The organism is Gemmatimonadota bacterium (assembly GCA_026706345.1).
GTDB lineage: Bacteria > JAAXHH01 > JAAXHH01 > JAAXHH01 > JAAXHH01 > JAAXHH01.
Genome location: JAPOYX010000212.1, coordinates 58,091 through 78,439, shown reverse-complemented (window position 1 = coordinate 78,439; position 20,349 = coordinate 58,091). Strand labels below are relative to the sequence as shown.

Below are 20,349 nucleotides of genomic sequence, written 5' to 3'. Positions count from 1 at the left end.
CCTCGACATACGCCCCTACTCGTCCAGACTCAGCGTCCAGTTGTTCCACTTTAAGTCAGGATTTCCTCCCAGCCCTCTGTAGAACTTTTCGGCGGCGGCGTTCCCGGTCATGACCGTCCAGATGACTTCAGACGCGCCGATGGACCCGGCGTGTGAAGTCACCGACTCCATCAGGGCCTTCCCCGCTCCCATATTTCGAGCAGCCTCGACGACAAACAGTTCTTTAAGCACGAGCTTTGGCCGCAGAGTATAGGTCCAGTGGATCGGATAGGTAACCGCCATCCCGATCAGATCGTCGTCGTGCTCGGCAACGAACGCGGTGAACAAACGCTTATCGCCAAAACCGTGCTCGAGGATGCTCTCGCGCGTTACGGAGAACTGGTCGATATAGTCTTCATATCTCGCCAGTCCCTGCATGAGTTCGAGCAGGCGATCGGTGTCTTCCGGAACGGCTAATCTGACGTACATTCGGAAACGTCCAACCTCCGACCCTACGCGGCCAGCACTTCCTTCAGTGCGGCGAGAAAGGCGTCGTTCTCTTCCGGCAGGCCGATGGTGACCCGCATGCACCGCTCCAGCAAGGGATAGCGGCTGACGTCGCGGATGAGCACGCCGCGCTCGATCAATCCCTGGAAGATCTCCGATACCGGGCGTTCCGACTCAAAGAGAACGAAGTTGGCGTGCGAGGGAAAGGGCCGGATGCCCGGCAGGTCCCGGAGACCTTCGAAGACCCGTCGCCTTTCCGATCGGATCAACGCCGCCCGTTCCTCGATAAGTGCTTCCTGCCCAATCAGTCTTTTTGCCGCAATCAGGGAGATGGCGTTTACGTTGTAGGGAAGTTTGACCTTCTCGATTTCTCGCGCCAGCGACGGATCGGCGACGAGATAACCCAGCCGAAGTCCGGCCGCGCCGAGGGCCTTGGAAAAGGTCCGCGTGATCACCAGGTTGGGATGTCGGCCAAGCAGCTCAATGCACGACACGCCGCCAAACTCGAAATAGGCCTCGTCCACCACGACCAGTCCCCTGGTCGCTTCGACGATCCGCGCGGTATCCTCCATTGAAATCATCGAACCGGTCGGGTTGTTCGGCGAACACAGCACCACCAGCCTCACGCCGGGATGGGCGCTTTCCTCCACCAGCCGTTCCACGTCGAAAGTCAGATCGCGGTCGAGGTAAACGGTCCGAATCTCGGCGCCCGCGACCCGGCCCATGAGGGCGTACAGCGTGAAGGTCGGCGCGGGCAGAACCACCTGGCCACCCTGAACGACAGTAGCCTGGAAGAGTGCCTGGATCAGTTCGTTCGAGCCATTGCCGATCAGGATGTGTTCGGGACCCAACTCGTGCCGCTTGCCGATGGCCGTCCTGGTCTCCCGGGGAACGAAACCGGGATACCGGCCCCAGTTGTACGCCAGGGCTTCGTCCACGATCTCCCGCTTGAGGTCTTCGGGAACGTCGAAGGGACATTCGTTCTGGTTGAGCTTTACCGGACAGTCCGGCTGGACCAGGGTATATCCGGACATGGCGCGGACTGCCGCCTTTACGGTCCGGGCACTGGAGTCGTTGATGGGCGTACCACCGGAGTCGCCTGGGATGGCATCACCGGGGGCGCTGGCGGTGGAGCCGACTTTGGGCGAATCGCCGGCCGTGGGGTCACCGGTCCTATCGCGCGTCGAGGCAGCCATGCGTTAGTAGATCACCTTGTTCAGCGGGTACTCCACCAGGCCCTGGGCGCCGGCCCGCTTGAGCGCCGGGATCAGCTGCCGAATGGTGTGCTCCTCGATCATCACTTCGATGGCGACCCACTCTTCGTCGGCCAGAGGTGAAACGGTCGGGTTCTGCAGCGCGGGCAGCAGGGCGGTTACGGCAGCCAGGTCCGCGCGTTTTACGTTCATTTTCAGGCCGACCATTTCCTCGGCGAGCATGGCGCCTTTGAGCAGCAGGGCGATATTCTCGATCTTGCGCCGCTTGTCCGGATCTTCCCAGCTCTTCCTGTTCGCGATGAGCCGGTTGGTGGACACCATCAAGGTATCGAGGATGCGCAGTTTGTTTGCTCGGATCGAACCGCCCGTTTCGGTGATTTCCACGATCGCGTCCACCAGGTCGGGGGCCTTGGCCTCCGTGGCGCCCCAGGAGAATTCCACCTTCGCGGTCACGCCGTGCTTTTTCAAATAGCTCTCAGTGATGTTGACGACTTCGGTGGCGATACGCTTCCCTTCCAGGTCCTGGACGCTGCGAATGCCCGAAGCCTCGGGAGCGGCCAGCACCCACCGCAGGGGCCGCCGGGTGTGCTTGGCGTATACCAGTTCCGCCACCTCCACCACGTCCGCCCCGGTCTCCACGATCCAATCCTTGCCCGTAAGCCCCGCGTCGAAGACCTCGTCCTCCACGTAACGGCCGATCTCCTGGGCCCGGATCAGCATGATTTCCAGTTCCTCGTCATCCACCCAGGGGGAATAGGACCGGCTGCTGACCGTGCAATGAAAACCCGCCTTACGCATAAGTTCAAAGGTGGATTCCTGCAGGCTTCCCTTCGGCAGCGCCAGTTTGACTAACATCTCCGTATTCCTCCCTGAGGCGATTCTGTTGATCGTTTCCGTTTATCTTTTAAAAAGACTCCGCAAAATAACACGATTGGCCTGAATTGTCCAATCCTATCGACGACCACGCCTCAACGGTGTCGTCACATCGAAATATAGTTTAAACTGACTGCTGTCTGCGAGACTTGTTACATGCACTACATCAAAATAGAGACCATCGTGGACTTCCAGATCCTTCACGTTGTATACTAGACCGTGCAGCCCCAGAAAAGCCCACCTTTCTTGCAGGCTTGTACAAAAAAACGCTGTCTCCGGCGACCTGCCGTCACCACTTGCCCATATCGACTTGAGCAGGCCATCCAAAACGGATTCGTGGAAATCACCGGCTTCTGTGTCGTTGTTGTTTCTTGAACAAATCATGGCTCCATAGTGTGCATCCAGGCTGATGTAACTGTAGGACAGTATACGTGTCGCAGATTCGAGACATTTACCCCAGTCCTCCTCATTCATACCCTCGTTCATGTTAGCCGATCTTTTCTTTCCGAACTCGCATATGGCGCGTAGTGTTCAGTTTTAACGTATATTCTGCGAAGTTCATCAAAATCCACCGACGTTACGTCTGCTTTCAGTTTCTCCACGAGTTCTGCGTATCGGTCGTTTGCTGCCAGGAATTCGTTCTTATCTGTTTCCTGTTGATTGGCCTGGCTTGTACTGTTCATTAATACCAGCAGAGCTATAAAGACTGCAGACATCAATTTCCCCTTCCATAAATCGGCATGTGAGCGCTCGTATTGAATCAAGACTAATAACAGGACATACCACCGCTAAAGTTACTCCTGACATCACCTATTTGAAAGACCATTCATTATTGAAATGATGAAAATGAGGTCCGAAACAGAATATGCGGGATCACTTACCAGATTCGTCACATCTCCGTCCTCCGCTCGGTTTAGAACGGGGTGCCTTGAGTCTCTCTCCCTACCGCAACGAATGGCCGGTTCTTTACGAATCCGAGCAGGAGATCATCAAGTCAGCGATTGGAGATCACATCGTCGATATCCAGCACGTGGGCAGCACGGCGATCGTCGGTATGCCCGCCAAGCCGATCCTCGATATTGCGATTGCCGTCGACGACTTTGAAACAGCCAGGGTATGCATCGCGCCTCTCGCCAATCTGGGATACGCCTTCAAGGGAGAGAATGGCATACCCCGCAGGCATTACTTCCAGAAGGGCGAGCCGTGTACACATCACATCCACATGGTTGAAGAAACCAGCGAGGAGTGGACGAAGCTGATTCAGTTCAGGGATTACCTGAGATCAAACCAGCGCTTTGCCGAAGCATACAGGGACTTAAAAATCGATTTGTTGGAAAGAACTAATGGAGATCGAAAATCCTACCAGGCCGCCAAGGCTGTGTTTATCGAAGAGGTTATACAACAGGCTCGTGAAACGCGGAATTGATCCTTCCGACACGCTTACGCTGCATCATTGGAATAGCATGGAAACAACTACAAAGATCGCCGCGATATTCGATATCGATGGAACCCTGGTCGAAAGTTCCGGTTTCGAAGACGAATTGTACGTTGCCGCGGTAAGAGACGTGCTGGGAAATGTGTGCATCCGCGAAAGGTGGAGTACATACAGGCACGTAACCGACACCGGCATTTTGCGGCAGATCATGGAAGAGAACCGGATTCGGGGCGAGGAGCGGATCCGGTAACGGAGTTGCGTCTTGCTGAAACACTACTTCACGGTCAGTACGAGACATTTGCTCAGGCATAAGCCCTATGCCGCGCTCAATATCCTGAATCTGGCCGTGGGCATGGCCTGCGTGGTCCTCATCGGTCTGTATATACAAGATGAACGTGCCTATGACCGGTATCATGCGAACGCGGACCGGATCTACCGCGTCGTGAACGGGACCAACGCGAAGACGAGCTCCGCCCTCGGACCCGCCTTGCAACGTCTTCTGCCCGAGGTTCAGTCATCTGTCCGCCTCAGTCCGCCATTTGGCGGGTGGATCATACGTTATGAAGACCGGTCGTACTTTGAGGACCGTGTATTCTGGGCGGACCCCGGGCTCTTCGATGTTTTTTCTTTTCCCCTGGTGCGGGGCAATCCCGACGAGGCGCTGCAAGATCCGATGACGGTGGTCATCAGCGAATCCATGGCGCGCAAGTACTTCGGAAGCGCCGACCCCCTCGGTAAGACGGTAACGCTGGATACGTGGTCTTTCACGGTCACCGGCGTGACGCGCGACATGCCCGAACACTCGCATTTCCAGGCGGACTTCTTCCTGGGAATCAAGGGGTCGCTCGGTTTCTACGGAGAGGACTCTCTGGAGCAATGGGATTGGCCTGCTTTCTATACCTACCTGTTGCTGTCGCCGGACGTGGACCCGGTCGCCTTCCAGCAGAAAGTGACGGATGTTCTGAAAGACCGGTTCGGCGAACGGTGGGAAGCGGAGAATATCACGATGGTTCCCCGCGTGCAACCGCTGACCGATATATACCTGCACTCACATCTCGAGAACGAGGCCGGAGAGAACGGCAACGGCATGTACCTGCTGTTGCTTGCCGCGCTGGCGGTCGTGGTCATCCTGCTTGCCTGTTTCAACTTCATGAACATGGCGACCGCCCGTTCGCTCACGCGTATCCGGGAGGTCGCGCTGCGGAAGGCCTTCGGCGCGAACCGGGGCCAATTGGTCCGCCAGTACATGGGCGAATCCTTCGGTATCACCTGCGTCGCAATCGTGTCTGCGCTGGTCCTCGTCGCGCTCAGTCTGTCGCTCTTCCAGGATCTCACGGGAAAGACCATCGCCCTCGACATTTTTCGGTCCTGGCAGTTCTGGATTGGAATCGCCGCGATAACACTTCTGGTAGGGTTCATTTCCGGCAGCTATCCCGCGTTTTTCATGGCGGCCTTTACTCCGGCGCAACACTTGAAGGGCAAGGCAGCGATCAGCGTAACCCGCCACCTGGTGCGGCGTCTGCTGGTCATGGGCCAGTGCATGATGGTGATATTGCTGCTCGGCAGCACCTGGGTATTCACCGCTCAGTTGGACTACATTCAGGGCAAACGGCTGGGGCTGCGGCCGGAACGAGTGCTTGTGGGGGCGTCCAGTTTTCCGACCTTCGTGGATCAGTATCCTGTTTTCAAAGAATCTCTGGAGCAATTCCCGGAAATCGAACACATCGGTACCACCCTGATGCTTCCCGGCCGCACGGGGCGCAAGGGTCTGCTTCCCACAACGGGAACACGGCGGGCCGATTTGCCGCAGGCGGACATTCAAACCATGCTCGATTGGGCGATCACCGATGATTTTATCGGCGTATTCGGGATGGAACTGCTGGCGGGCCGGATTCCCTCGAGATCGCGTCGAACGGACTGGGATGAAGCCGTGATGATCAACGAAACCGCCATGCGGCAGTTGGGATGGGGCTCTCCCGATGAGGCCGTCGATCAGGCGATCATGATCCACATCGGACATCCCTGGGCGCACGATCGTCGCGTCATCGGCGTGATAGCGGATTTCCACATGCGGTCGCTTCATCATCGCATCGAACCGATGATCATCAGGCATTGGCCCAGAGACAACCTGCCCTTCTACGCGATTCGATTCAATACCGATGACGTAACAGGCACGATCTCCCGGATCGAAGAAACCTGGAAACAACTGATGCCGGACGTTCCGATGGTGTATTCTTTTCTCGATGAGGATTACGACCGGCTCTACGCGGCGGAGGCAACACTCCGCGAGGTATTCGGCGTTTTTTCGTCCGTTGCGGTCTTCATGGCCTGTGCCGGGCTGTTTGGACTGGCCTCATTCATGACGGCGCGGCGTACGAAGGAAATAGGGATGCGGAGGATTCTGGGCGCCACGGTGGTTCAGACGGCGGGCCTGCTCCTGAGGGAGTTCGTCTACCTGGTGCTGATCGCAACCGCGCTGGCCGGGCCGATCGCCTATCTCGCCATGCGGCAATGGCTTCAACTGTTCTCCTATCGGGCGGACGTCGGTCCTGCCGCTTTCATTGCCGCCGGCGCGGTCGTCCTGGTCATTGCGTTGATGACGGTGAGTTTCCGTGTCGTCAGCGTGGCCCGGGCAAACCCGGCGGATACCCTGCGGTATGAATGAAATAGCTGCGTAGATTGGAGACTTGGCCGCTTGGCGGGCGTTGCGGATTTGCTGTAACCCGGCGAACATTACAGATTAGCGCGTTTGAATCCGCATATTTATGCACAAGTCATAGCAGCCCAGCATGGCCGAGTCGTATCCGCAGTCCTTTAATTCCGTCCTCCACGAGATCCTCCCTTCCTTCCTCCAACCCGTATAATATCTCGTGGCAGGAAGCCATCCACGTGTAGAAACGAAGCCTCTGCTCGAATCGTTCGTCCAGCGTTCGCTGGACATCCAACGCGCGCTGATAGTAGTCACGAATCCGTTCAACGGCCTCCATGCCATAAGTGACGAAGATACCGACGAAATCGATCGCTGGATCGCCGATGGTCACGTCTTCAAAATCAATCAGTCCGGTCACAGTCTTTCCGTCATCGCCGATCAGGATATGCTCACAGCCCAGGTCGCAGTGCACCAGTGCGATGTCGTTCAGCGTAGCGAGTTCCTCGTCGAGAAACCGGTTGAAACCACATTCTACCGCTTCGAGAACGCGTGAGTCCAGTAGGGGCGATACCCTGGCACGGACAGTGTCCCTCAGCTCGTGGTAGCGCCGCCGCCACGCGTCGACCGTGGGTTCCACGGCACAGACTTCGGCGACCAGCGAGGTGCGAATGTCATGCAGTGAGGAGAGCGCCTCCGCTATGGATCCTGCCGCTTCATCGGCCAGTTTGCTGCCGGTAAGTGGATGGCCGGACAGGGGTCGACCCGGTATCCGTCGGTACCCCGCATAAGGCTGGTCATGCCAGGTACCCACGTGCTCGAATCGCGGTACGTCGAAGGCAACCCGTGAGGCAACAACGGGCAGTACCGCCTGCTCTTTTTGCAGGTTTCCGGCGACGACACTGTTCCTGGGAAAACGGAAGATCCATCCGGGTTCGAAGGACTCGTCCTGCCCACCCTGACCCCTCAGTTCGACTTCGAAGGTCCAGTAAGACCAGCCTCCTGAGATGAGATGAACCCGACCGTGATCCAGTCCGAGGCGGACAAGCAGGTTTTCAACATCACGGGTGGTCATAGTGAGGTACTGAATGATTGTCCGTCCTTTACTTGCCAGAAGGGTGCGGCTGCCAGAAGGATGTGGCATGCTATCTGGAAATCTATCTAGCTGGGACCAAGAACAGTCCTGAACTTCTCTACACAGAACTGGGCTTCACGCATGTCGCCGGTTTCCAGGCAGTAGCACAGCCCACCGAGTTCCCTGTAGGGGAGGTACAGCTCAATACGCGGGAGGGCGTCAGGGCCGAATTCACCTCCTTTCGCCTGGTATGCCTCAAGCATGTAGGTCACATATTCACGACCCAGGCTCATCTGCGGTATAAAATCAAAGATGGGATCGCCAAATCCCGCGTATTCCCAGTCGAGGACCCCTGCGACCCGTGGTTCATCGGTCGCATTGAACAGGATATGTTCATGCCACAGGTCACCGTGAGAAAACCGTTGGACCGGACAACCCAGTTCCCAGTTCTCGCAGTACTGTTCCCACCAGTCTTGTGCTTTGCACAGTTCGCGTGGCGTAAGGGTCGCTTTCAAGAAGGAGTATGCGTATGACCATGTTTCTTCCGGTTGGGGAGCTGAGGATGACGGCAGTTCCGGCAGGTCGTCCTGACTGATCTTCTGTATGGCGAGAACCAACTCTCCCATTAAATCCGCAATTGGCTTTACCCGCTGCGATCGCTTAAGTACCGAACCCAGGGACGGCCCCTCGATTTTCTGCTGCATCATGACTCCGAAAGGGAAGTCGTCCGATACCTCGCAGTAACCCAGGACCTCCGGTACCTCAACGGGAAGAAGGGACTTGAGCTTTGAAAGGACATGGCACTCCCTTCTGTGACCTGTCTTAGCCTTCTCGTTCCGCGCCACCCGGAAAACCAGGCCGGCGGGGCTTCCCAGGACAATGCTCTTGAAACCTGCACCAATCTTGTGAAGGGGAAACGCGGAACTGTCGAGTCCAAAGGTACGTCGGATGCATTCTGCTAATGCGCTGTCGTCTTTGAATAACTTTGAATGGGTCATCGGTACAAGTCTGGCCGAGTTTCGATTCTAGATTATCCAGCTTTTGTCTACTGTATACGTTAACTAAGAATATGCGATAGGAGGACAAATGTTACCGGAGAATATATGACAGGAGGACAAATGTTACCGGAGAACCGCATCCTAACCCATCCGGGTGAGGTGTTGCTGGAAGAGTTCCTGATTCCGATGAAGTCGTCGCAGCGCGAGTTGGCTGCCGCCCTTAACGTTCCTTATCAGCGGGTGAACGAACTGGTAAACGGCCGACGCGGTGTTACACCAGGCACGGCGCTGCGGCTGGCCAAGTACTTCGACGTATCGCCCTCGTTCTGGGTTAACCTGCAACTCCGTTGGGATCTTTATCATGCCATGCGGTCAGAGGCCCGGGAGTTGGAAGCGATCGAGCCTCGCGGCATAGGCATCGAAGTATAAACGACAGGTGGGAGTGCAGATGTATATCGGTGAGCGATTGCAGGAACGGTCTCATTTCCATTCACGGCCGGCGGCCGTTCGCCCCGGCTATAGCTTGTAGGTCCCCGCGTTTATCGTAAGCGTTCCGTCTTCGTGCTCTTCGTGTTCTCCCTGCTCCCCCTGCGCCTCTTCGTCTGCTTCCGCCTCTTCGGTCGCGTCGTGCATCGTGCCTTCATTGACGACCATTCTTGCTTCAAGCGCGCTCATCTGGTCCGGAAAGCAGGTTATCGTACCCCAGTTGTAAACTGCGGCCAGACGATCATAGAGGACCCCGGCGTCCACGCCTTCTTCAATAGTCACGTTTCCCGAATTGTACAACGTGGCGGTCCCGTCGATCAGATCCAGACGCGACTTGCGAAGCGTGAGATCGGTCTCCACGACCCAGAGGGTGCCCTCATAGAAGAAGACATCGGTGTTCAGTGTATCGCATACGCTCGAAAAGACTTCGCTCAGCGGTTCCGGGCACAGGACCTCGCCCGTGCAGACGAGACCGTCGAGCGCCCTGTCTAATGCGTTTGCGTCTATGTCTTCATGAATCGTGACGTTCCCGTTAGCATAGATCTTCCTCCCCTTCCACGACCGGATGCTTCCGGCGGTCAGGGACAGGTCGCGTTCGACCAGTTCATGGTCGTCGGGCACGACGGTCGTCTGCGGAGTACCGGCCCCGGGATCATACTTGGAGCGAAGCATGCGAACGTTTCCCGCGCGGCAGAGGACATCGCCCCTGACGTGTACGGTATTGAGCTTCCGATCGAGCGCGTCGTTCGGCACGGGCTCCGGAATCCTGAGATTTCCGGTGATGACCAGGTCCACGCCGTCGGACAGCGACGCCAGATAGACTTCATCCAGCACGACGTCTCCGTTAATGAGTTGCGCGGAGGCCCTGTACGACGTGAGGCCGCCCATATTGGACGTCAGTTTATTCGTAATCGGTCCGGCCACGTGCTCCGGATACAGGATGTTCCCCATGTTGATGATTTCACTCCATGATTCGTCCACTCCTTCGGCGGTGACATCCGGTTCCAGCGTGATGTTGCTCATGTTCAGAATAAGAAGTGGTTCTACTTCTCCGGAAAACGCATCCCGGCCCATGATCTCATCCGCCATGACCGTCTTCAGCCGGACTTCTTTGGAGACTTCGATCAGGGTTCCCATGTTATTGGAAAACATCGACAGAAAGTCTCTGGTTTCCGGCGTCACCAGTACGGTGCCGGCATTGACATGCAAAATCCTGGACGCCACCTGTTCCGTGGTTTCCCGCATGTCCAGGGTGCCACAATTGATTCGAACCGACCGGGGGGCGCGCTCTTCTAAGTTCATTGTCTTCCTCCTGTCCTTTGGTTTGGCATGCATCCGCAAACGGGAACCAGTAACCGGGGTGCCTCGGCATCGTACTCCCGCGTATTTGATGCCGACGTATCGTCAGGCGAATCGGGATTTTCGCGCACGCAGCTTCCTGATGGCCACGTGCAGGCGGAAACGGACCGTCGAAGCCGGAATCCCCGTCCGACTGGCGATTTCCTCGCTGGTCATTCCCGTTACGAAACGCATATGAAAGAGATCGTGATCTTTCTCCGGTATGTGCCTCATAATCTCCGGTATGCTGATCGTTTCGAAAATATGCGCATCCGTATCAGACCGCCATCCGGCGGTTTTTTGGATCGACTCCTCCTTTAGGATCTGGTGTAATGTCCCGAGGAATGCCCTTTCTCTCCGCCGGGCACGTTGCTTGTCCACGAACAGATTGCCCATGGTCCTGAACAGCCAGGCACGCCTCCGGTGGGGTGATAGCGATTTGAGCAGACGCAGGTTTCTCATGGCCCGAATGAACGTTTCCTGTAGCAGATCGTCCGCGTTGTCTTTGTCCGCGGTCAGCCGTCGAGCGTGCTTCGTAAGTTGAGCAGTGTATGTTTCATAAAGATCACCGACAGTCATGTGCGGATCCGATCATCAACCTGAGAGCAAATAAAATCGAAGCAGTTCTCATGCATATGGCGACCTGGCGTCCGGGGCGCTCCGCCGTGGGTAACGCTCCACCGCGGGTGACAGTCTCTCACGGGTGGCGCCCCGCCGCGGATGGCCGTCTGTAACGGGTGACGCTCTACTATTTACGACGAGCCACGATGAGGAACCGTTTGAAAAAAAGAATATGAATCTCCGTAGACGAAACCAAAACCCGGCCAGGCAAGTCAATACAGAGCGGGACGGGGCAATCATGCTGTCGTGACTGATCATTCATCGTACGAGATACCGGCGGGAGGGTATATGTGGCCAGCGTTGCGAGATTTCCTGAACGTACCCGAAGAGTTAACGGGAAAAGGCGTCCGTATCGCCATTGTCGACGGCGATTTCCCGAACCACCCCGATATAACCACGAACCCACACCGCACAACGTACAAAGTAATGGTGATGGATCCCAATCCGGGACCGAAGGTTTTCAACGCGGAACCCGGGCCATGGAAGGGCGGCGCGCACGGGCTCTGGGCCGCGGCCGCAGCCGCGGGTTCCGGCGCCGAATCCTGGGGCCTGTTCAAGGGCCTGGCTCCCGATGCCGATCTCTTCCTGATTGCCCAGTATTTCCGCGGCCAGGGCCAGCAGCCGGAAAAACGCGAAGAAGCACATCTCAGGTCCCTGGAATGGATCCGGGACAATTGGCGGAAGTATGAGATACGGGGGGTTCTATCGGCAAGAAGAAGCGTTATAGACGCAAGTCTCCTGCCCTGGCAGGCGGATCCGGTCAGGGTGTTGTGCGAAGAAATCGCGTCCGAGGGGGTTCTTGTCGTATCCGGTTCGGGGAACATACCTGACCGGACGGTCGTTATGGCGGAAGCGGCGGCTCCTTCCGTTCTTTCTGTCGGCGGGGTCGTGATTCCATCGAATGGAGATCCCGGGAGCGCGGGAGTTTTTCCCGGATGCCGGGGAACGACCTTCGAAGGGAAGTGGATACCCGAAATCCTGGCTCCGGCTGAAAACATCGTGCTGCCCCACGGAACCGACGAGGAGATTGAGCAACACTACTATGGAAAGATGGACGAACTGCCCCGCCGATATGCGCGGCTGCACGGCACCTCGTATGCCGGACCGATGGTCCTCGGCGCCGCGGCCTGTCTGTGGCAGGTGCGGCCCGAATGGACGAGCCAGGAAATGAAGTCGGCCCTCGTCGAATCGTCCATGCAACGGCCGGGATGGACCGATCTACGCGCCGGTCTCGTATCGGTTCGGGCCGCCTTGGGCTCAGAGCCATCGGCAACCCGGCGTGATCCCGTGATCTGGCCCCGCCAGATCCGGACCGTGTTACGCTCGCTATCCGTAGCGTCCAGACTGGGGATGCTGGGAGATAGTGAGCCGGACCACGTTATAGCGGCCATCCTCTCTTTCGTTGGGGTCGAGGACGCGCTGCCGGACGAAGTCCTGATACCTTTCCGGACGTGTTTGCGACATTCGGATCCCCGCGTCCGCGCCGCCGCGCTGTGTGCCCTTGCCATGGGTACTTCCCCGGTAAACGCTTCCGAAATTGCCGAAGCGTTCAGAGACGATTCTCCCTTCGTCCGCGCCGCCATCATATACCTGCTGTGCAATCATTCGGATCTGTGGTCCGAGTGCGCCAAGGCGTTGCCAGAACTCTTCGACGATACGAACCCGGACGTTCGCTACGCGGCCCTCCAACTCGCCTTACAGATGACGGACCCGCGAATGGCCGGTACAATCCTGGCCGGCCTGGAGGAGGACGCCAGGGCGAATCGGATTTCGAGCTTTGGAGCCCGGAGGGATGCTTTAGAGGCGATAACGGGACATCGACTGGATATAACGCCGCCTTACAGGCATGGGGAGCCGTTCTATTCCGACGAACGCCGCCTATCGAGGCTGGATCTCGCACGCCGATGGAACGAATGGATCCGGGAAGAGTGGCTGCCGGGGCGCGCGTAGGGTCTCAGCCATTCAGATGGACTATGCGCTCGATGTCGCCGAAGACGAACTTTCAGGCCGTCTGGAGATTGAGGTCCGGCCTCATCCAGGGACTGAGTTGGTGACGAAGGCCTGAGGACTTGATGTTTCAGCAACGGTCAATCACTACGGTTTACTGCTCAAAGATTCGTAGTCTCCTCGTCAATAAACAGATTTTCAATCGGCATGTTAAACAACCTGGAGATCTTGAAGGCCAGGGACAGGCTCGGGTCATACTTGCCTTTCTCAATGGCATTCACCGTCTGCCTCGAGACTTTCAATCGATCCGCCAACTCGGCCTGGGTCCAGTCTCTTTCGGCGCGCAATACCTTCAGACGGTTTCTCATCGGTACTTCCATTGAACGAGTAGCTGGGCAATTGCATAAAAGATAACCATGCCAAAGCCTACAAACATAGTATTGAACGGTGGGAAACCCACGTTTTCCAGAAAACCATAGGTGATGCAGAACATCATGGTGGCAAGAAAGGAGATGATTACCGCCTCTAAACAAATACGCCTGTGCAATTCATCCAGGCGCATGATGTAGCGGATCATGGCCAGCATCATGAACACGATGGGATCACAGGCGCCACCGTTACCGGGGTCTGCCACGTTGAATCGGGGTTCTCTCTAAGAAACGTCAGTGACATCACCAGTACGACTGAATAGGCCAGCATGGAGCCGCCGAATTCCAGCAGGTAGCGTAAAGTACTTTGTTGCATCGTCTGCTGCCCTCCTCACCCGAAGATAGATTATGAAATGTATTGCAGTGCGCGTTGTGTCGCCTTATTATGACATATTGTAAATAATATTATTCTTTATGTCAAGTTTTCTTTACATTGTTTATAGAGTGATCCCTACTTCCAAATACTGTACTTTAGGCTGAAGTGCGACTTTCCGATCTAAATCTGACTGTTTGGCTTTAATCGAAGCTACCCCGGGGTAAACTGTGAACATCGCCGCGATTTCCTTCGACGTAGACCAGACCCTGATCGACACGGACCGGGTCATCATGCGATCCATGGATTCCGTTCGCGATGAACTGATGCGGCGTATACCGGGCGAGCGAACCCGGAATCTAACGGTAGAACAGATGTGGTCTATTCGCGACCGGGAGGAAAAGGGGTTCACGGGTAATGTGAGAGATTTCGACGAGATCCGGCGGAGGTCCTTCCTCAGGATGCTTGATCATGTCGGATACACGGGACCCGATCTCTCGACGCGGCTCAACGAAGTGTACCTGGAACACCGGTACAACGACATCGAACCCTACGAGGACGTCGTGCCCATGCTCGATGTCCTTGGTCCGAGCTTCAAGCTGGGTCTGTTATCGAACGGCAACAACTACCCGGTGTACTTCGGACTTGAAGGACGCTTTGAGTTCGTCGTCTACGCGCAGGATATCGGGATCGAGAAACCGGATCCCAGGACTTTCCAGATCGCGGCGAAAAGGGCAGGCTGTGGGCTGGATCAGTTGCTGCACGTGGGAGATTCGCTCGAAACCGACGTCGAAGGTGCGCAGGCCGTCGGAATACGCGTGGTGTGGCTGAATCGTGACGAAATATTGAACGATACGGGCATCGTACCTGATCATGAAATCAAGTCGCTGGCGGAACTGCACGCGATACTGGACACAAGATGAATCAGCCGGAGCCGCTTGACCTGGCACTCGGGTAATCTACCCGTCCATAACGCGTCGATAAAATGTCAAAAGCAGGATTGGTACGACCCTGGCCTGTTCCCGATCTACTCCAACCGGCTGAACGTCAGCCGCTCTCCGGCGAATCCCTCGCGCCAGATGTTCGAACACGCCTCCACCATCTCCTCGAGATTTTCCGTGACCTCGCCGAAACGATTGCCGGGGACCAGGCCCATGTTGGGTGACAGGATCAGATTGTCCCGTCCGTAGAAGATCGCCAGATCGACCAGGCCCGTGCTGAAGGCGGCCTCGCGCAACGACGGTACGTTGACCGCGCCGGGCGGGAAGTAGAAGTAGAGCAGGTCGCCGGTGATCGGCGTAACCGTCGGGTTCTCCATGCCTGGCTCGCTCGGCGCGAATGGTGGGACCAGGGCGTAGACCTCGTTACTCGCGTACTTGGCGTGATAGGCATCGCCCTCCTGGGGCAGAGCGTTCCACACCGCCTCGCACGTCTTGGGCGCAAGGCCGTCGAGCAACCGCGCTACGCAACGCACGCCACGTTTCCTCAAGGTCACTTCGATAAATCGATCCATGCCGGTCTCCTTCTTTGTCTCTCAAACATCCAGGTTCCAGGTTAGATTGTTCTTTTTGAACATATCCGTTCCGCCAGAATCTGTCGAATTCAGCCTCAGGAATCGACTTCCATCAACCGTCCCAAATCAGACTGCGGCGTCAACCGGTTCGCGAGCCGCAATGCCTCCCACATCGTCACCTGGTTCGCCGTCAGCACCGTCTTGCCGACCGCCGCTTCGAGTTCGGGAATAAATCCTGCGGTGTGCAGCGCGGTGTCGGGGATCAGCAAGGCTTCCGCATCGGGATGATGGTTGGCCCGGGCAAAGCGCAGCACCTCGTCGCGATCGATAAGCGCGGATTCGTCCCCCGACCAAACCCCGAGACTTCCCATGCGAACCACCTCGAGGCCGCCAGTCTCGAGAAAATCGCGAAAGAGCGTGGACAGTTCTTCGGGGTATGTCGCGGCCACGGCAACGCGTTTCAGGCCGAGTGCTTTGCAGGCACGCAAGAACGCCAGCGACGTGCTCGATGACGGAACGCCGAGCGCATCGGCCAGATTCTGTGCCTGACGGCGCGCGCCTTCCACGCCGAAGGCAAAGCTCGCGCTGGTACAGGCCCACATGCAGACGGCAACGTGGTGAGGACGCAGTTCCTCCGCGCCCGCCAACATGTATTCCCGGCTGCCGGTGATCTGGGTCTCGTCGATACGATGCAGGTTCGGACTGTCGGTATGAACCACCCGGACGTCCACCGCGGGCTTCAACGCGGCGGCGAGGCGCGGGTAGTCGTCTTCCGCGGAAAATGCGGGGTAGAGGATGCCGATCTTCAGCCTTTTTTCCATGCGGTTATGAGTTTTTGCCCGAACCGTTGCGGTCCATCATAGGACCATCGTGTGGATCATCGGAAGAACCGTCACGTGGGTCATTACAGCTCCTCGCTCAGATAGTCATAGACGACCCGAGCAAATCCTTCGGAATAGCTGCTCTCCATGTGGAAGGCGTCGCCGTATTCCAGGGGCGCCAGCGAAGTGAGATCACACCGCGGAGCGGCACCGAGGCCGACAGTGCCCTTTCCCTTCGAGAAGGCGTGCACGTCGACGTCCTGGGCTGTTTCGGTGCAGTCGATCAGCTGTTTTATCGCCGGTCCCGGACCGTCGGCCCGGGGGATGATCTTCAGCCGCCAGGCCGGAGTGAGGGAAGGCATCGCATCGTGGGGAGCGTCGGTTTCCATCCTTGTACTGATATGCAACACCCGCGTACCGCCGTACGAGGTTTCCGTCACCATGCGCCGATCGGCTTGCATCACCTTTAAGTCCGCGTATACCTTCGGCGTCCCGTAAATCTCCCTGCCCGCGGCGATGCCTGCGGGCCCGTTGTGAAAAACATGGGAGCAGTAGAACCCGGTCTGATTCCCGAGATGGCATTTCATTACGATAAAGGACTCTTCGAAGGAGCCGTAGTTCTCACAACAGGGCACCTCCAGACCCGAGGCCACGCACAGCCCGTCCTCCGCTGCTTCCAGTGGCTCCGGGAGAAAGCCCTGAACGGCGTCAGGTGCCGCGTGGAAGAAGACGAACTGGAAACGAACGTTTCGATAGACCGCCGGCAGGGGCGGATAGAAGGGGTTGGACGCCGGTATGTTCCAGCCGTCCTCGTGTTTGAGTTGCAAATCCAGGCCCCCAGCGACACGATTCGTGACCATGTTCTTGTCATTAACTTATAGACCTGCCATATTAGGTACAGGATGAAATCGCCAACGTCTACTACGCCCAAATCAACCGCAACCGAAAGGTGCGGGGCCGTTATCCTGACCGCCGCAACTTAGCCATGCCCAATTCAACGCCCAATATCATCTACATCCTCGCCGACGACATGGGATACGGCGACATGGGGTGCAACAACCCTGATTCGAAGATACCTACGCCCCACCTGGACCTACTCGCGGGAGAAGGCATGCGTTTTACCGATGCCCATGCCCCTTCGAGCGTCTGCACGCCGAGCCGGTACGCCCTGCTGACCGGCCGTTACGCCTGGCGCACGCCCCTTAAGAACAGCGTCCTGTGGCCCTACGATCCGCCCCTGATCGAGGCCGGTTGCCTCACAGCCCCGGAGTTGCTTCGCCGACAGGGATACCGCACCGCATGTATCGGGAAATGGCACCTGGGATGGAAATGGTCCACCTTCGACGGCAAACCGGCCCACGAGGGCACGGCGGTGGGCAGGCTGGACCGGGAACTCCGGGAGGAGCGGGAACGGCAGGTCGATTTTGGCCAGCCCATGCGCGGGGGACCGGTCGACTGCGGTTTCGACACCTATTTCGGCGTGGACGTGCCGAATTTTCCGCCCTACACCTGGTTCGAGCAGGACCGCCTCGCCGGGGAGCCGTCGGTATCGAAGCCCGGCGAGATGTTCGGATGGCCCGGCGTCATGAAACCCGGCTGGACGCTTGAGGAGATGATCCCTGCTTTCGTGCGCCGCGTGGTCAACTACATCCAATCGTCCGGCCCCGAACCGTTCTTCCTCTACTTCCCGCTCACGTCGCCCCACACGCCCATCGTGCCCAACGCGCCGTTCATCGGCCGGAGCGGCTCAGGGCTCTACGGCGACTTCGTGTGCGAGGTGGACTGGGTGGTGGGTCAGGTGATGGCGGCCCTGGAGCGCCGCGGAATCGCCGACGACACCCTGCTGATCTTCACGAGCGACAACGGCCCGGAGTGCGCCCCGGCCGCGGACGGCGGAAGCTACGAACACGCGCGGACTCACGGCCACTACAGCATGGGGAACCTGCGCGGCGTCAAGCGCGACACCTGGGAGGGCGGACATCGCGTCCCCTTCCTCGCACGTTGGCCGGGCGTCACGCCCGCCGGCGCGGTATGCGACCAGCTTACCATCCTGGGCGATTTCATGGCGACCTGCGCCGAGCTGACCGGCGTCGATCTGCAGGAGGGCGAAGGGGAGGACAGCGTGAGCATGCTGCCGCTGTTGCAGGGAGAGACCGATGATCCGGTGCGGGACTTCGCCATACACCACAGTTGCCACGGCACCTTCGCCATACGCAAGGGCAACTGGGTCTTCATCGATGCGCCGGACGGAGACGACAACCGCGAACCCGACTGGTTCAAGGAGGAGCGGGGCTACACCGCCCACGATTTCCCCGGTGAACTCTTCGATCTCGGCGTCGACATTTCGGAGCGGGTAAACCGGTACTGCGACCATCCCGATCTCGTCCGGGAGATGTCGCAGATGCTGGAACGGGTGAAGTCGGAAGATATCGCGGGAAGGCCCTCGCCCACGGTGCGATAAAGTGTATTCTTTTCCCATTGGAGCCTGTCCACTTGAGTAAATCCGGATACCCCGAACCGACGGCCGGCGCGTTTATTCAGGACCCCGAGGGCAGGATACTGTTGATCAAGTCCCACAAGTTCAATGACCTGTACACCATACCCGGTGGCCATATCGAACTCGGGGAGACGGCGGAGGAGGCGCTGCGAAGAGAGATCCGGGAAGAAACCGGGCTCGAAATCCATGACGTGGAGTTTCTGCTCTACCAGGATTTCGTTTTCGACGACTCCTTCTGGAAGAAAAAGCATTTTATTTTCCTGGATTTTGCCTGCAGGACCGACTGTACTGATGTGCGGATTAATGAAGAAGCCCAGGACTACGTGTGGTCGACGCCGGAAGAAGCGCTGACACTTCCAATCGACCAGTACACGGTCAAGGCTATCGAAGCGCTTATGGAAAGGCGGAGTTCGAACGGGAAATGATTCGATGTGTGCTCTTCGATCTGGATGGTACGCTGATTGACTCGTTGGAGCTGTACATTCAGGCCGTGAAGCGTACCCTGAAAGACACCATTTTCGAGGAAGTGCCCACTGCGCGTCTTGCGACGCTTCGGCTGAACTCCGAACCGCGGCTTTTAGGGTATTTTGTCCCATCCGGCGCGGTGGAGGCCGCCCATCGCCGATTCCTGGCAAACTATTGCCTGCTTCACGAGGAATACTTCGACGGGGTCTATCCGGGAATCCAGGAACTGCTGGCATCACTTCGAAGAAGCAGCGTCAAGATGGGCATCGTTACCGGCAAAAGCCGGGGCGCCTGGGAGATCACCCGTTCACATGCCGGATTACAACTATAATTTCCATCGCGATGATCTCGAGGCGGCGATTGCCTGCCTGAATGAATACGGCTTCTGCGTCATTCAGCAGATGATCGACCAGGACATGGTGGCCGCACTGAAGGAGTCCATCGACCGGCACCTGGATCTGGAAAACGATCTGGGACCGGCTGCCAACCGGTATCACATGGCCTTCGCCGAAGACAGCGAGCCCGTCTGGGACCTTGTCGACAATCCGGCCTACATGCGTTTCATTCGGACCGTGCATGACACCGAAGACCTGTGTCTGCACCGGTCCGCGGCCATCCTCCGCACGCCGGGCGAGGGCATGGGCCGCTGGCACCAGGACCACCGGGGTCACATTGCCGAACCGCAGACCGCCAACGACGTCCTTAACCGGTTCCCTATCCCCAGCGGCGCCTGGTTCTATCTCAACGGAAGCCATCCGGATCGAAGCGGTATCGCGGTCATCGAGAAGTCCCACTATCCGGAATGGGATGGCCCCCAGGGTTACATCATGGCCCCGAGCCGCGGTGGATTATACCCGGAAGGCGGTACCCCGGAAACCCCGTACGACGGGATGTCCGTGCCCGGCTGCGTTCCGGTTGTGGCTGACCCAGGCGACCTGATCTGCTTCGCCGCACTCACCTGGCACGCCAATATGGCCACCCGGGAGCGCCGCTACTCCTGCGGCATCGGGTTCCGTCCAAAAACCTGGCGCATCGACGCGCCGTGGCCGTTGCCCGCTTCGGCGACGGCCCTGGCCGAGCGACTTCCCGACCGCCTCAAGCACTACGCCGAGGGTTACACGGGTTTCGACGGGGCGTGGAAGGCGGAGTAGCCGGGTCTGTTAGTCATGTGAGAGGAAACCTCCTGGTGGCT

General features: G+C 57.8%; 24 protein-coding genes. 10 read left to right on the top strand and 14 right to left on the bottom strand.

The features are described from left to right. Positions 1-15 precede the first annotated feature (15 nt). From OXG98_14865 to OXG98_14845, 5 genes are all read right to left on the bottom strand, one after another. Complete coding sequence (locus OXG98_14865; protein MCY3773285.1) at positions 16-468, bottom strand: GNAT family N-acetyltransferase; 453 nt, start codon at positions 466-468, stop codon at positions 16-18. A gap of 23 nt (positions 469-491) precedes the next feature. Further along, positions 492-1,682 (bottom strand): histidinol-phosphate transaminase, encoded by a 1,191-nt coding sequence (gene hisC, locus OXG98_14860; GenBank protein ID MCY3773284.1) that lies wholly within the window; start codon positions 1,680-1,682, stop codon positions 492-494. Between the two features lie 3 nt (positions 1,683-1,685). After that, complete coding sequence (gene hisG / locus OXG98_14855) at positions 1,686-2,555, bottom strand: ATP phosphoribosyltransferase (GenBank protein ID MCY3773283.1); 870 nt, start codon at positions 2,553-2,555, stop codon at positions 1,686-1,688. A 96-nt stretch (positions 2,556-2,651) separates the two neighbouring features. Next, positions 2,652-3,059, bottom strand: coding sequence for a DUF4919 domain-containing protein (locus tag OXG98_14850; GenBank protein ID MCY3773282.1), 408 nt, complete (start codon positions 3,057-3,059; stop codon positions 2,652-2,654). Continuing rightward, positions 3,056-3,289, bottom strand: coding sequence for a hypothetical protein (locus OXG98_14845; protein ID MCY3773281.1), 234 nt, complete (start codon positions 3,287-3,289; stop codon positions 3,056-3,058). The genes OXG98_14850 and OXG98_14845 overlap by 4 nt, the downstream gene beginning before the upstream one ends. Positions 3,290-3,501: 212 nt before the next feature. Here OXG98_14845 and OXG98_14840 point away from each other — a divergent pair, with 212 nt between their 5' ends. From OXG98_14840 to OXG98_14830, 3 genes are read left to right on the top strand one after another with little or no spacing between them, the layout of a single operon-like run. Further along, entirely contained in the window at positions 3,502-3,999 is a 498-nt protein-coding gene (locus OXG98_14840) for a GrpB family protein (protein ID MCY3773280.1), read from the top strand. A 37-nt stretch (positions 4,000-4,036) separates the two neighbouring features. Then, positions 4,037-4,258: a hypothetical protein gene (locus tag OXG98_14835; protein ID MCY3773279.1), complete on the top strand. Its 222-nt coding sequence runs from the start codon at positions 4,037-4,039 to the stop codon at positions 4,256-4,258. Positions 4,259-4,270: 12 nt separating this feature from the next. Beyond that, entirely contained in the window at positions 4,271-6,673 is a 2,403-nt protein-coding gene (locus OXG98_14830) for an ABC transporter permease (GenBank protein MCY3773278.1), read from the top strand. Positions 6,674-6,782: 109 nt separating this feature from the next. Here the strand turns inward: OXG98_14830 and OXG98_14825 are convergent, their stop codons facing one another. Continuing rightward, positions 6,783-7,730 carry a phosphotransferase gene (locus tag OXG98_14825; GenBank protein ID MCY3773277.1) on the bottom strand — a complete coding sequence of 316 codons (948 nt, stop codon included), beginning with the start codon at positions 7,728-7,730 and terminating at the stop codon, positions 6,783-6,785. Positions 7,731-7,816: 86 nt separating this feature from the next. Then, the gene (locus OXG98_14820) at positions 7,817-8,728 is read right to left on the bottom strand and encodes an aminoglycoside phosphotransferase family protein (protein MCY3773276.1); all 912 of its coding nucleotides are present in this window, start codon (positions 8,726-8,728) and stop codon (positions 7,817-7,819) included. Positions 8,729-8,848: 120 nt separating this feature from the next. Here OXG98_14820 and OXG98_14815 point away from each other — a divergent pair, with 120 nt between their 5' ends. Then, complete coding sequence (locus OXG98_14815; protein MCY3773275.1) at positions 8,849-9,157, top strand: HigA family addiction module antitoxin; 309 nt, start codon at positions 8,849-8,851, stop codon at positions 9,155-9,157. 87 nt (positions 9,158-9,244) lie between these two features. Here OXG98_14815 and OXG98_14810 read toward each other — a convergent pair whose 3' ends face one another. Both OXG98_14810 and OXG98_14805 read right to left on the bottom strand, forming a co-directional pair. Then, positions 9,245-10,516 carry a hypothetical protein gene (locus tag OXG98_14810; protein ID MCY3773274.1) on the bottom strand — a complete coding sequence of 424 codons (1,272 nt, stop codon included), beginning with the start codon at positions 10,514-10,516 and terminating at the stop codon, positions 9,245-9,247. Between the two features lie 102 nt (positions 10,517-10,618). Continuing rightward, on the bottom strand, positions 10,619-11,131 hold the full coding sequence (locus OXG98_14805) for an RNA polymerase sigma factor (protein ID MCY3773273.1): 513 nt from the start codon (positions 11,129-11,131) through the stop codon (positions 10,619-10,621). Positions 11,132-11,461: 330 nt separating this feature from the next. On the opposite strand from OXG98_14805, the gene OXG98_14800 reads away from it, so the two are divergent. After that, positions 11,462-13,123: a S8 family serine peptidase gene (locus OXG98_14800; GenBank protein MCY3773272.1), complete on the top strand. Its 1,662-nt coding sequence runs from the start codon at positions 11,462-11,464 to the stop codon at positions 13,121-13,123. Positions 13,124-13,281: 158 nt separating this feature from the next. Here OXG98_14800 and OXG98_14795 read toward each other — a convergent pair whose 3' ends face one another. Together OXG98_14795 and OXG98_14790 are read right to left on the bottom strand one after the other, a co-directional pair. Then, on the bottom strand, positions 13,282-13,488 hold the full coding sequence (locus OXG98_14795; protein MCY3773271.1) for a helix-turn-helix transcriptional regulator: 207 nt from the start codon (positions 13,486-13,488) through the stop codon (positions 13,282-13,284). Then, entirely contained in the window at positions 13,485-13,754 is a 270-nt protein-coding gene (locus OXG98_14790; protein ID MCY3773270.1) for a hypothetical protein, read from the bottom strand. The genes OXG98_14795 and OXG98_14790 overlap by 4 nt, the downstream gene beginning before the upstream one ends. A gap of 337 nt (positions 13,755-14,091) precedes the next feature. Here OXG98_14790 and OXG98_14785 point away from each other — a divergent pair, with 337 nt between their 5' ends. Then, positions 14,092-14,784: an HAD family hydrolase gene (locus OXG98_14785; GenBank protein ID MCY3773269.1), complete on the top strand. Its 693-nt coding sequence runs from the start codon at positions 14,092-14,094 to the stop codon at positions 14,782-14,784. A 104-nt stretch (positions 14,785-14,888) separates the two neighbouring features. On the opposite strand, the gene OXG98_14780 is transcribed toward OXG98_14785, so the two are convergent. The 3 genes from OXG98_14780 to OXG98_14770 form a co-directional block, all read right to left on the bottom strand. Continuing rightward, on the bottom strand, positions 14,889-15,374 hold the full coding sequence (locus OXG98_14780; GenBank protein MCY3773268.1) for a DUF3830 family protein: 486 nt from the start codon (positions 15,372-15,374) through the stop codon (positions 14,889-14,891). Positions 15,375-15,469: 95 nt separating this feature from the next. Continuing rightward, complete coding sequence (locus OXG98_14775; protein ID MCY3773267.1) at positions 15,470-16,195, bottom strand: decarboxylase; 726 nt, start codon at positions 16,193-16,195, stop codon at positions 15,470-15,472. A gap of 83 nt (positions 16,196-16,278) precedes the next feature. Next, entirely contained in the window at positions 16,279-17,055 is a 777-nt protein-coding gene (locus tag OXG98_14770; protein MCY3773266.1) for an acetoacetate decarboxylase family protein, read from the bottom strand. Positions 17,056-17,180: 125 nt separating this feature from the next. Between OXG98_14770 and OXG98_14765 the strand changes: the two genes are divergently transcribed. The 4 genes from OXG98_14765 to OXG98_14750 are packed head-to-tail and all read left to right on the top strand — an operon-like array spanning position 17,181 to position 20,308. Next, on the top strand, positions 17,181-18,656 hold the full coding sequence (locus tag OXG98_14765; protein MCY3773265.1) for an arylsulfatase: 1,476 nt from the start codon (positions 17,181-17,183) through the stop codon (positions 18,654-18,656). Between the two features lie 32 nt (positions 18,657-18,688). After that, positions 18,689-19,117, top strand: a complete 429-nt coding sequence (locus OXG98_14760) for an NUDIX domain-containing protein (protein ID MCY3773264.1) — start codon at positions 18,689-18,691, stop codon at positions 19,115-19,117. Beyond that, the gene (locus OXG98_14755) at positions 19,114-19,488 is read left to right on the top strand and encodes an HAD hydrolase-like protein (protein ID MCY3773263.1); all 375 of its coding nucleotides are present in this window, start codon (positions 19,114-19,116) and stop codon (positions 19,486-19,488) included. The genes OXG98_14760 and OXG98_14755 overlap by 4 nt, the downstream gene beginning before the upstream one ends. Next, positions 19,469-20,308 carry a phytanoyl-CoA dioxygenase family protein gene (locus tag OXG98_14750; protein ID MCY3773262.1) on the top strand — a complete coding sequence of 280 codons (840 nt, stop codon included), beginning with the start codon at positions 19,469-19,471 and terminating at the stop codon, positions 20,306-20,308. The genes OXG98_14755 and OXG98_14750 overlap by 20 nt, the downstream gene beginning before the upstream one ends. The last annotated feature ends 41 nt before the right edge of the window (positions 20,309-20,349 follow it).

Excerpts from the sequence above, each read along its gene's own strand:
- OXG98_14815 (MCY3773275.1), top strand. The coding sequence starts at position 8,849 with ATGTTACCGGAGAACCGCATCCTAACCCATCCGGGTGAGGTGTTGCTG.
- OXG98_14825 (MCY3773277.1), bottom strand. The coding sequence starts at position 7,730 with ATGACCACCCGTGATGTTGAAAACCTGCTTGTCCGCCTCGGACTGGAT.
- OXG98_14850 (MCY3773282.1), bottom strand. The coding sequence starts at position 3,059 with ATGAACGAGGGTATGAATGAGGAGGACTGGGGTAAATGTCTCGAATCT.
- OXG98_14755 (MCY3773263.1), top strand. The coding sequence starts at position 19,114 with ATGATTCGATGTGTGCTCTTCGATCTGGATGGTACGCTGATTGACTCG.
- OXG98_14750 (MCY3773262.1), top strand. The coding sequence starts at position 19,469 with ATGCCGGATTACAACTATAATTTCCATCGCGATGATCTCGAGGCGGCG.
- OXG98_14770 (MCY3773266.1), bottom strand. The coding sequence starts at position 17,055 with ATGGTCACGAATCGTGTCGCTGGGGGCCTGGATTTGCAACTCAAACAC.
- OXG98_14805 (MCY3773273.1), bottom strand. The coding sequence starts at position 11,131 with ATGACTGTCGGTGATCTTTATGAAACATACACTGCTCAACTTACGAAG.
- hisG (MCY3773283.1), bottom strand. The coding sequence starts at position 2,555 with ATGTTAGTCAAACTGGCGCTGCCGAAGGGAAGCCTGCAGGAATCCACC.
- OXG98_14865 (MCY3773285.1), bottom strand. The coding sequence starts at position 468 with ATGTACGTCAGATTAGCCGTTCCGGAAGACACCGATCGCCTGCTCGAA.
- OXG98_14835 (MCY3773279.1), top strand. The coding sequence starts at position 4,037 with ATGGAAACAACTACAAAGATCGCCGCGATATTCGATATCGATGGAACC.
- OXG98_14800 (MCY3773272.1), top strand. The coding sequence starts at position 11,462 with ATGTGGCCAGCGTTGCGAGATTTCCTGAACGTACCCGAAGAGTTAACG.
- hisC (MCY3773284.1), bottom strand. The coding sequence starts at position 1,682 with ATGGCTGCCTCGACGCGCGATAGGACCGGTGACCCCACGGCCGGCGAT.
- OXG98_14775 (MCY3773267.1), bottom strand. The coding sequence starts at position 16,195 with ATGGAAAAAAGGCTGAAGATCGGCATCCTCTACCCCGCATTTTCCGCG.
- OXG98_14820 (MCY3773276.1), bottom strand. The coding sequence starts at position 8,728 with ATGACCCATTCAAAGTTATTCAAAGACGACAGCGCATTAGCAGAATGC.
- OXG98_14765 (MCY3773265.1), top strand. The coding sequence starts at position 17,181 with ATGCCCAATTCAACGCCCAATATCATCTACATCCTCGCCGACGACATG.
- OXG98_14810 (MCY3773274.1), bottom strand. The coding sequence starts at position 10,516 with ATGAACTTAGAAGAGCGCGCCCCCCGGTCGGTTCGAATCAATTGTGGC.
- OXG98_14845 (MCY3773281.1), bottom strand. The coding sequence starts at position 3,289 with ATGTCTGCAGTCTTTATAGCTCTGCTGGTATTAATGAACAGTACAAGC.
- OXG98_14780 (MCY3773268.1), bottom strand. The coding sequence starts at position 15,374 with ATGGATCGATTTATCGAAGTGACCTTGAGGAAACGTGGCGTGCGTTGC.
- OXG98_14795 (MCY3773271.1), bottom strand. The coding sequence starts at position 13,488 with ATGAGAAACCGTCTGAAGGTATTGCGCGCCGAAAGAGACTGGACCCAG.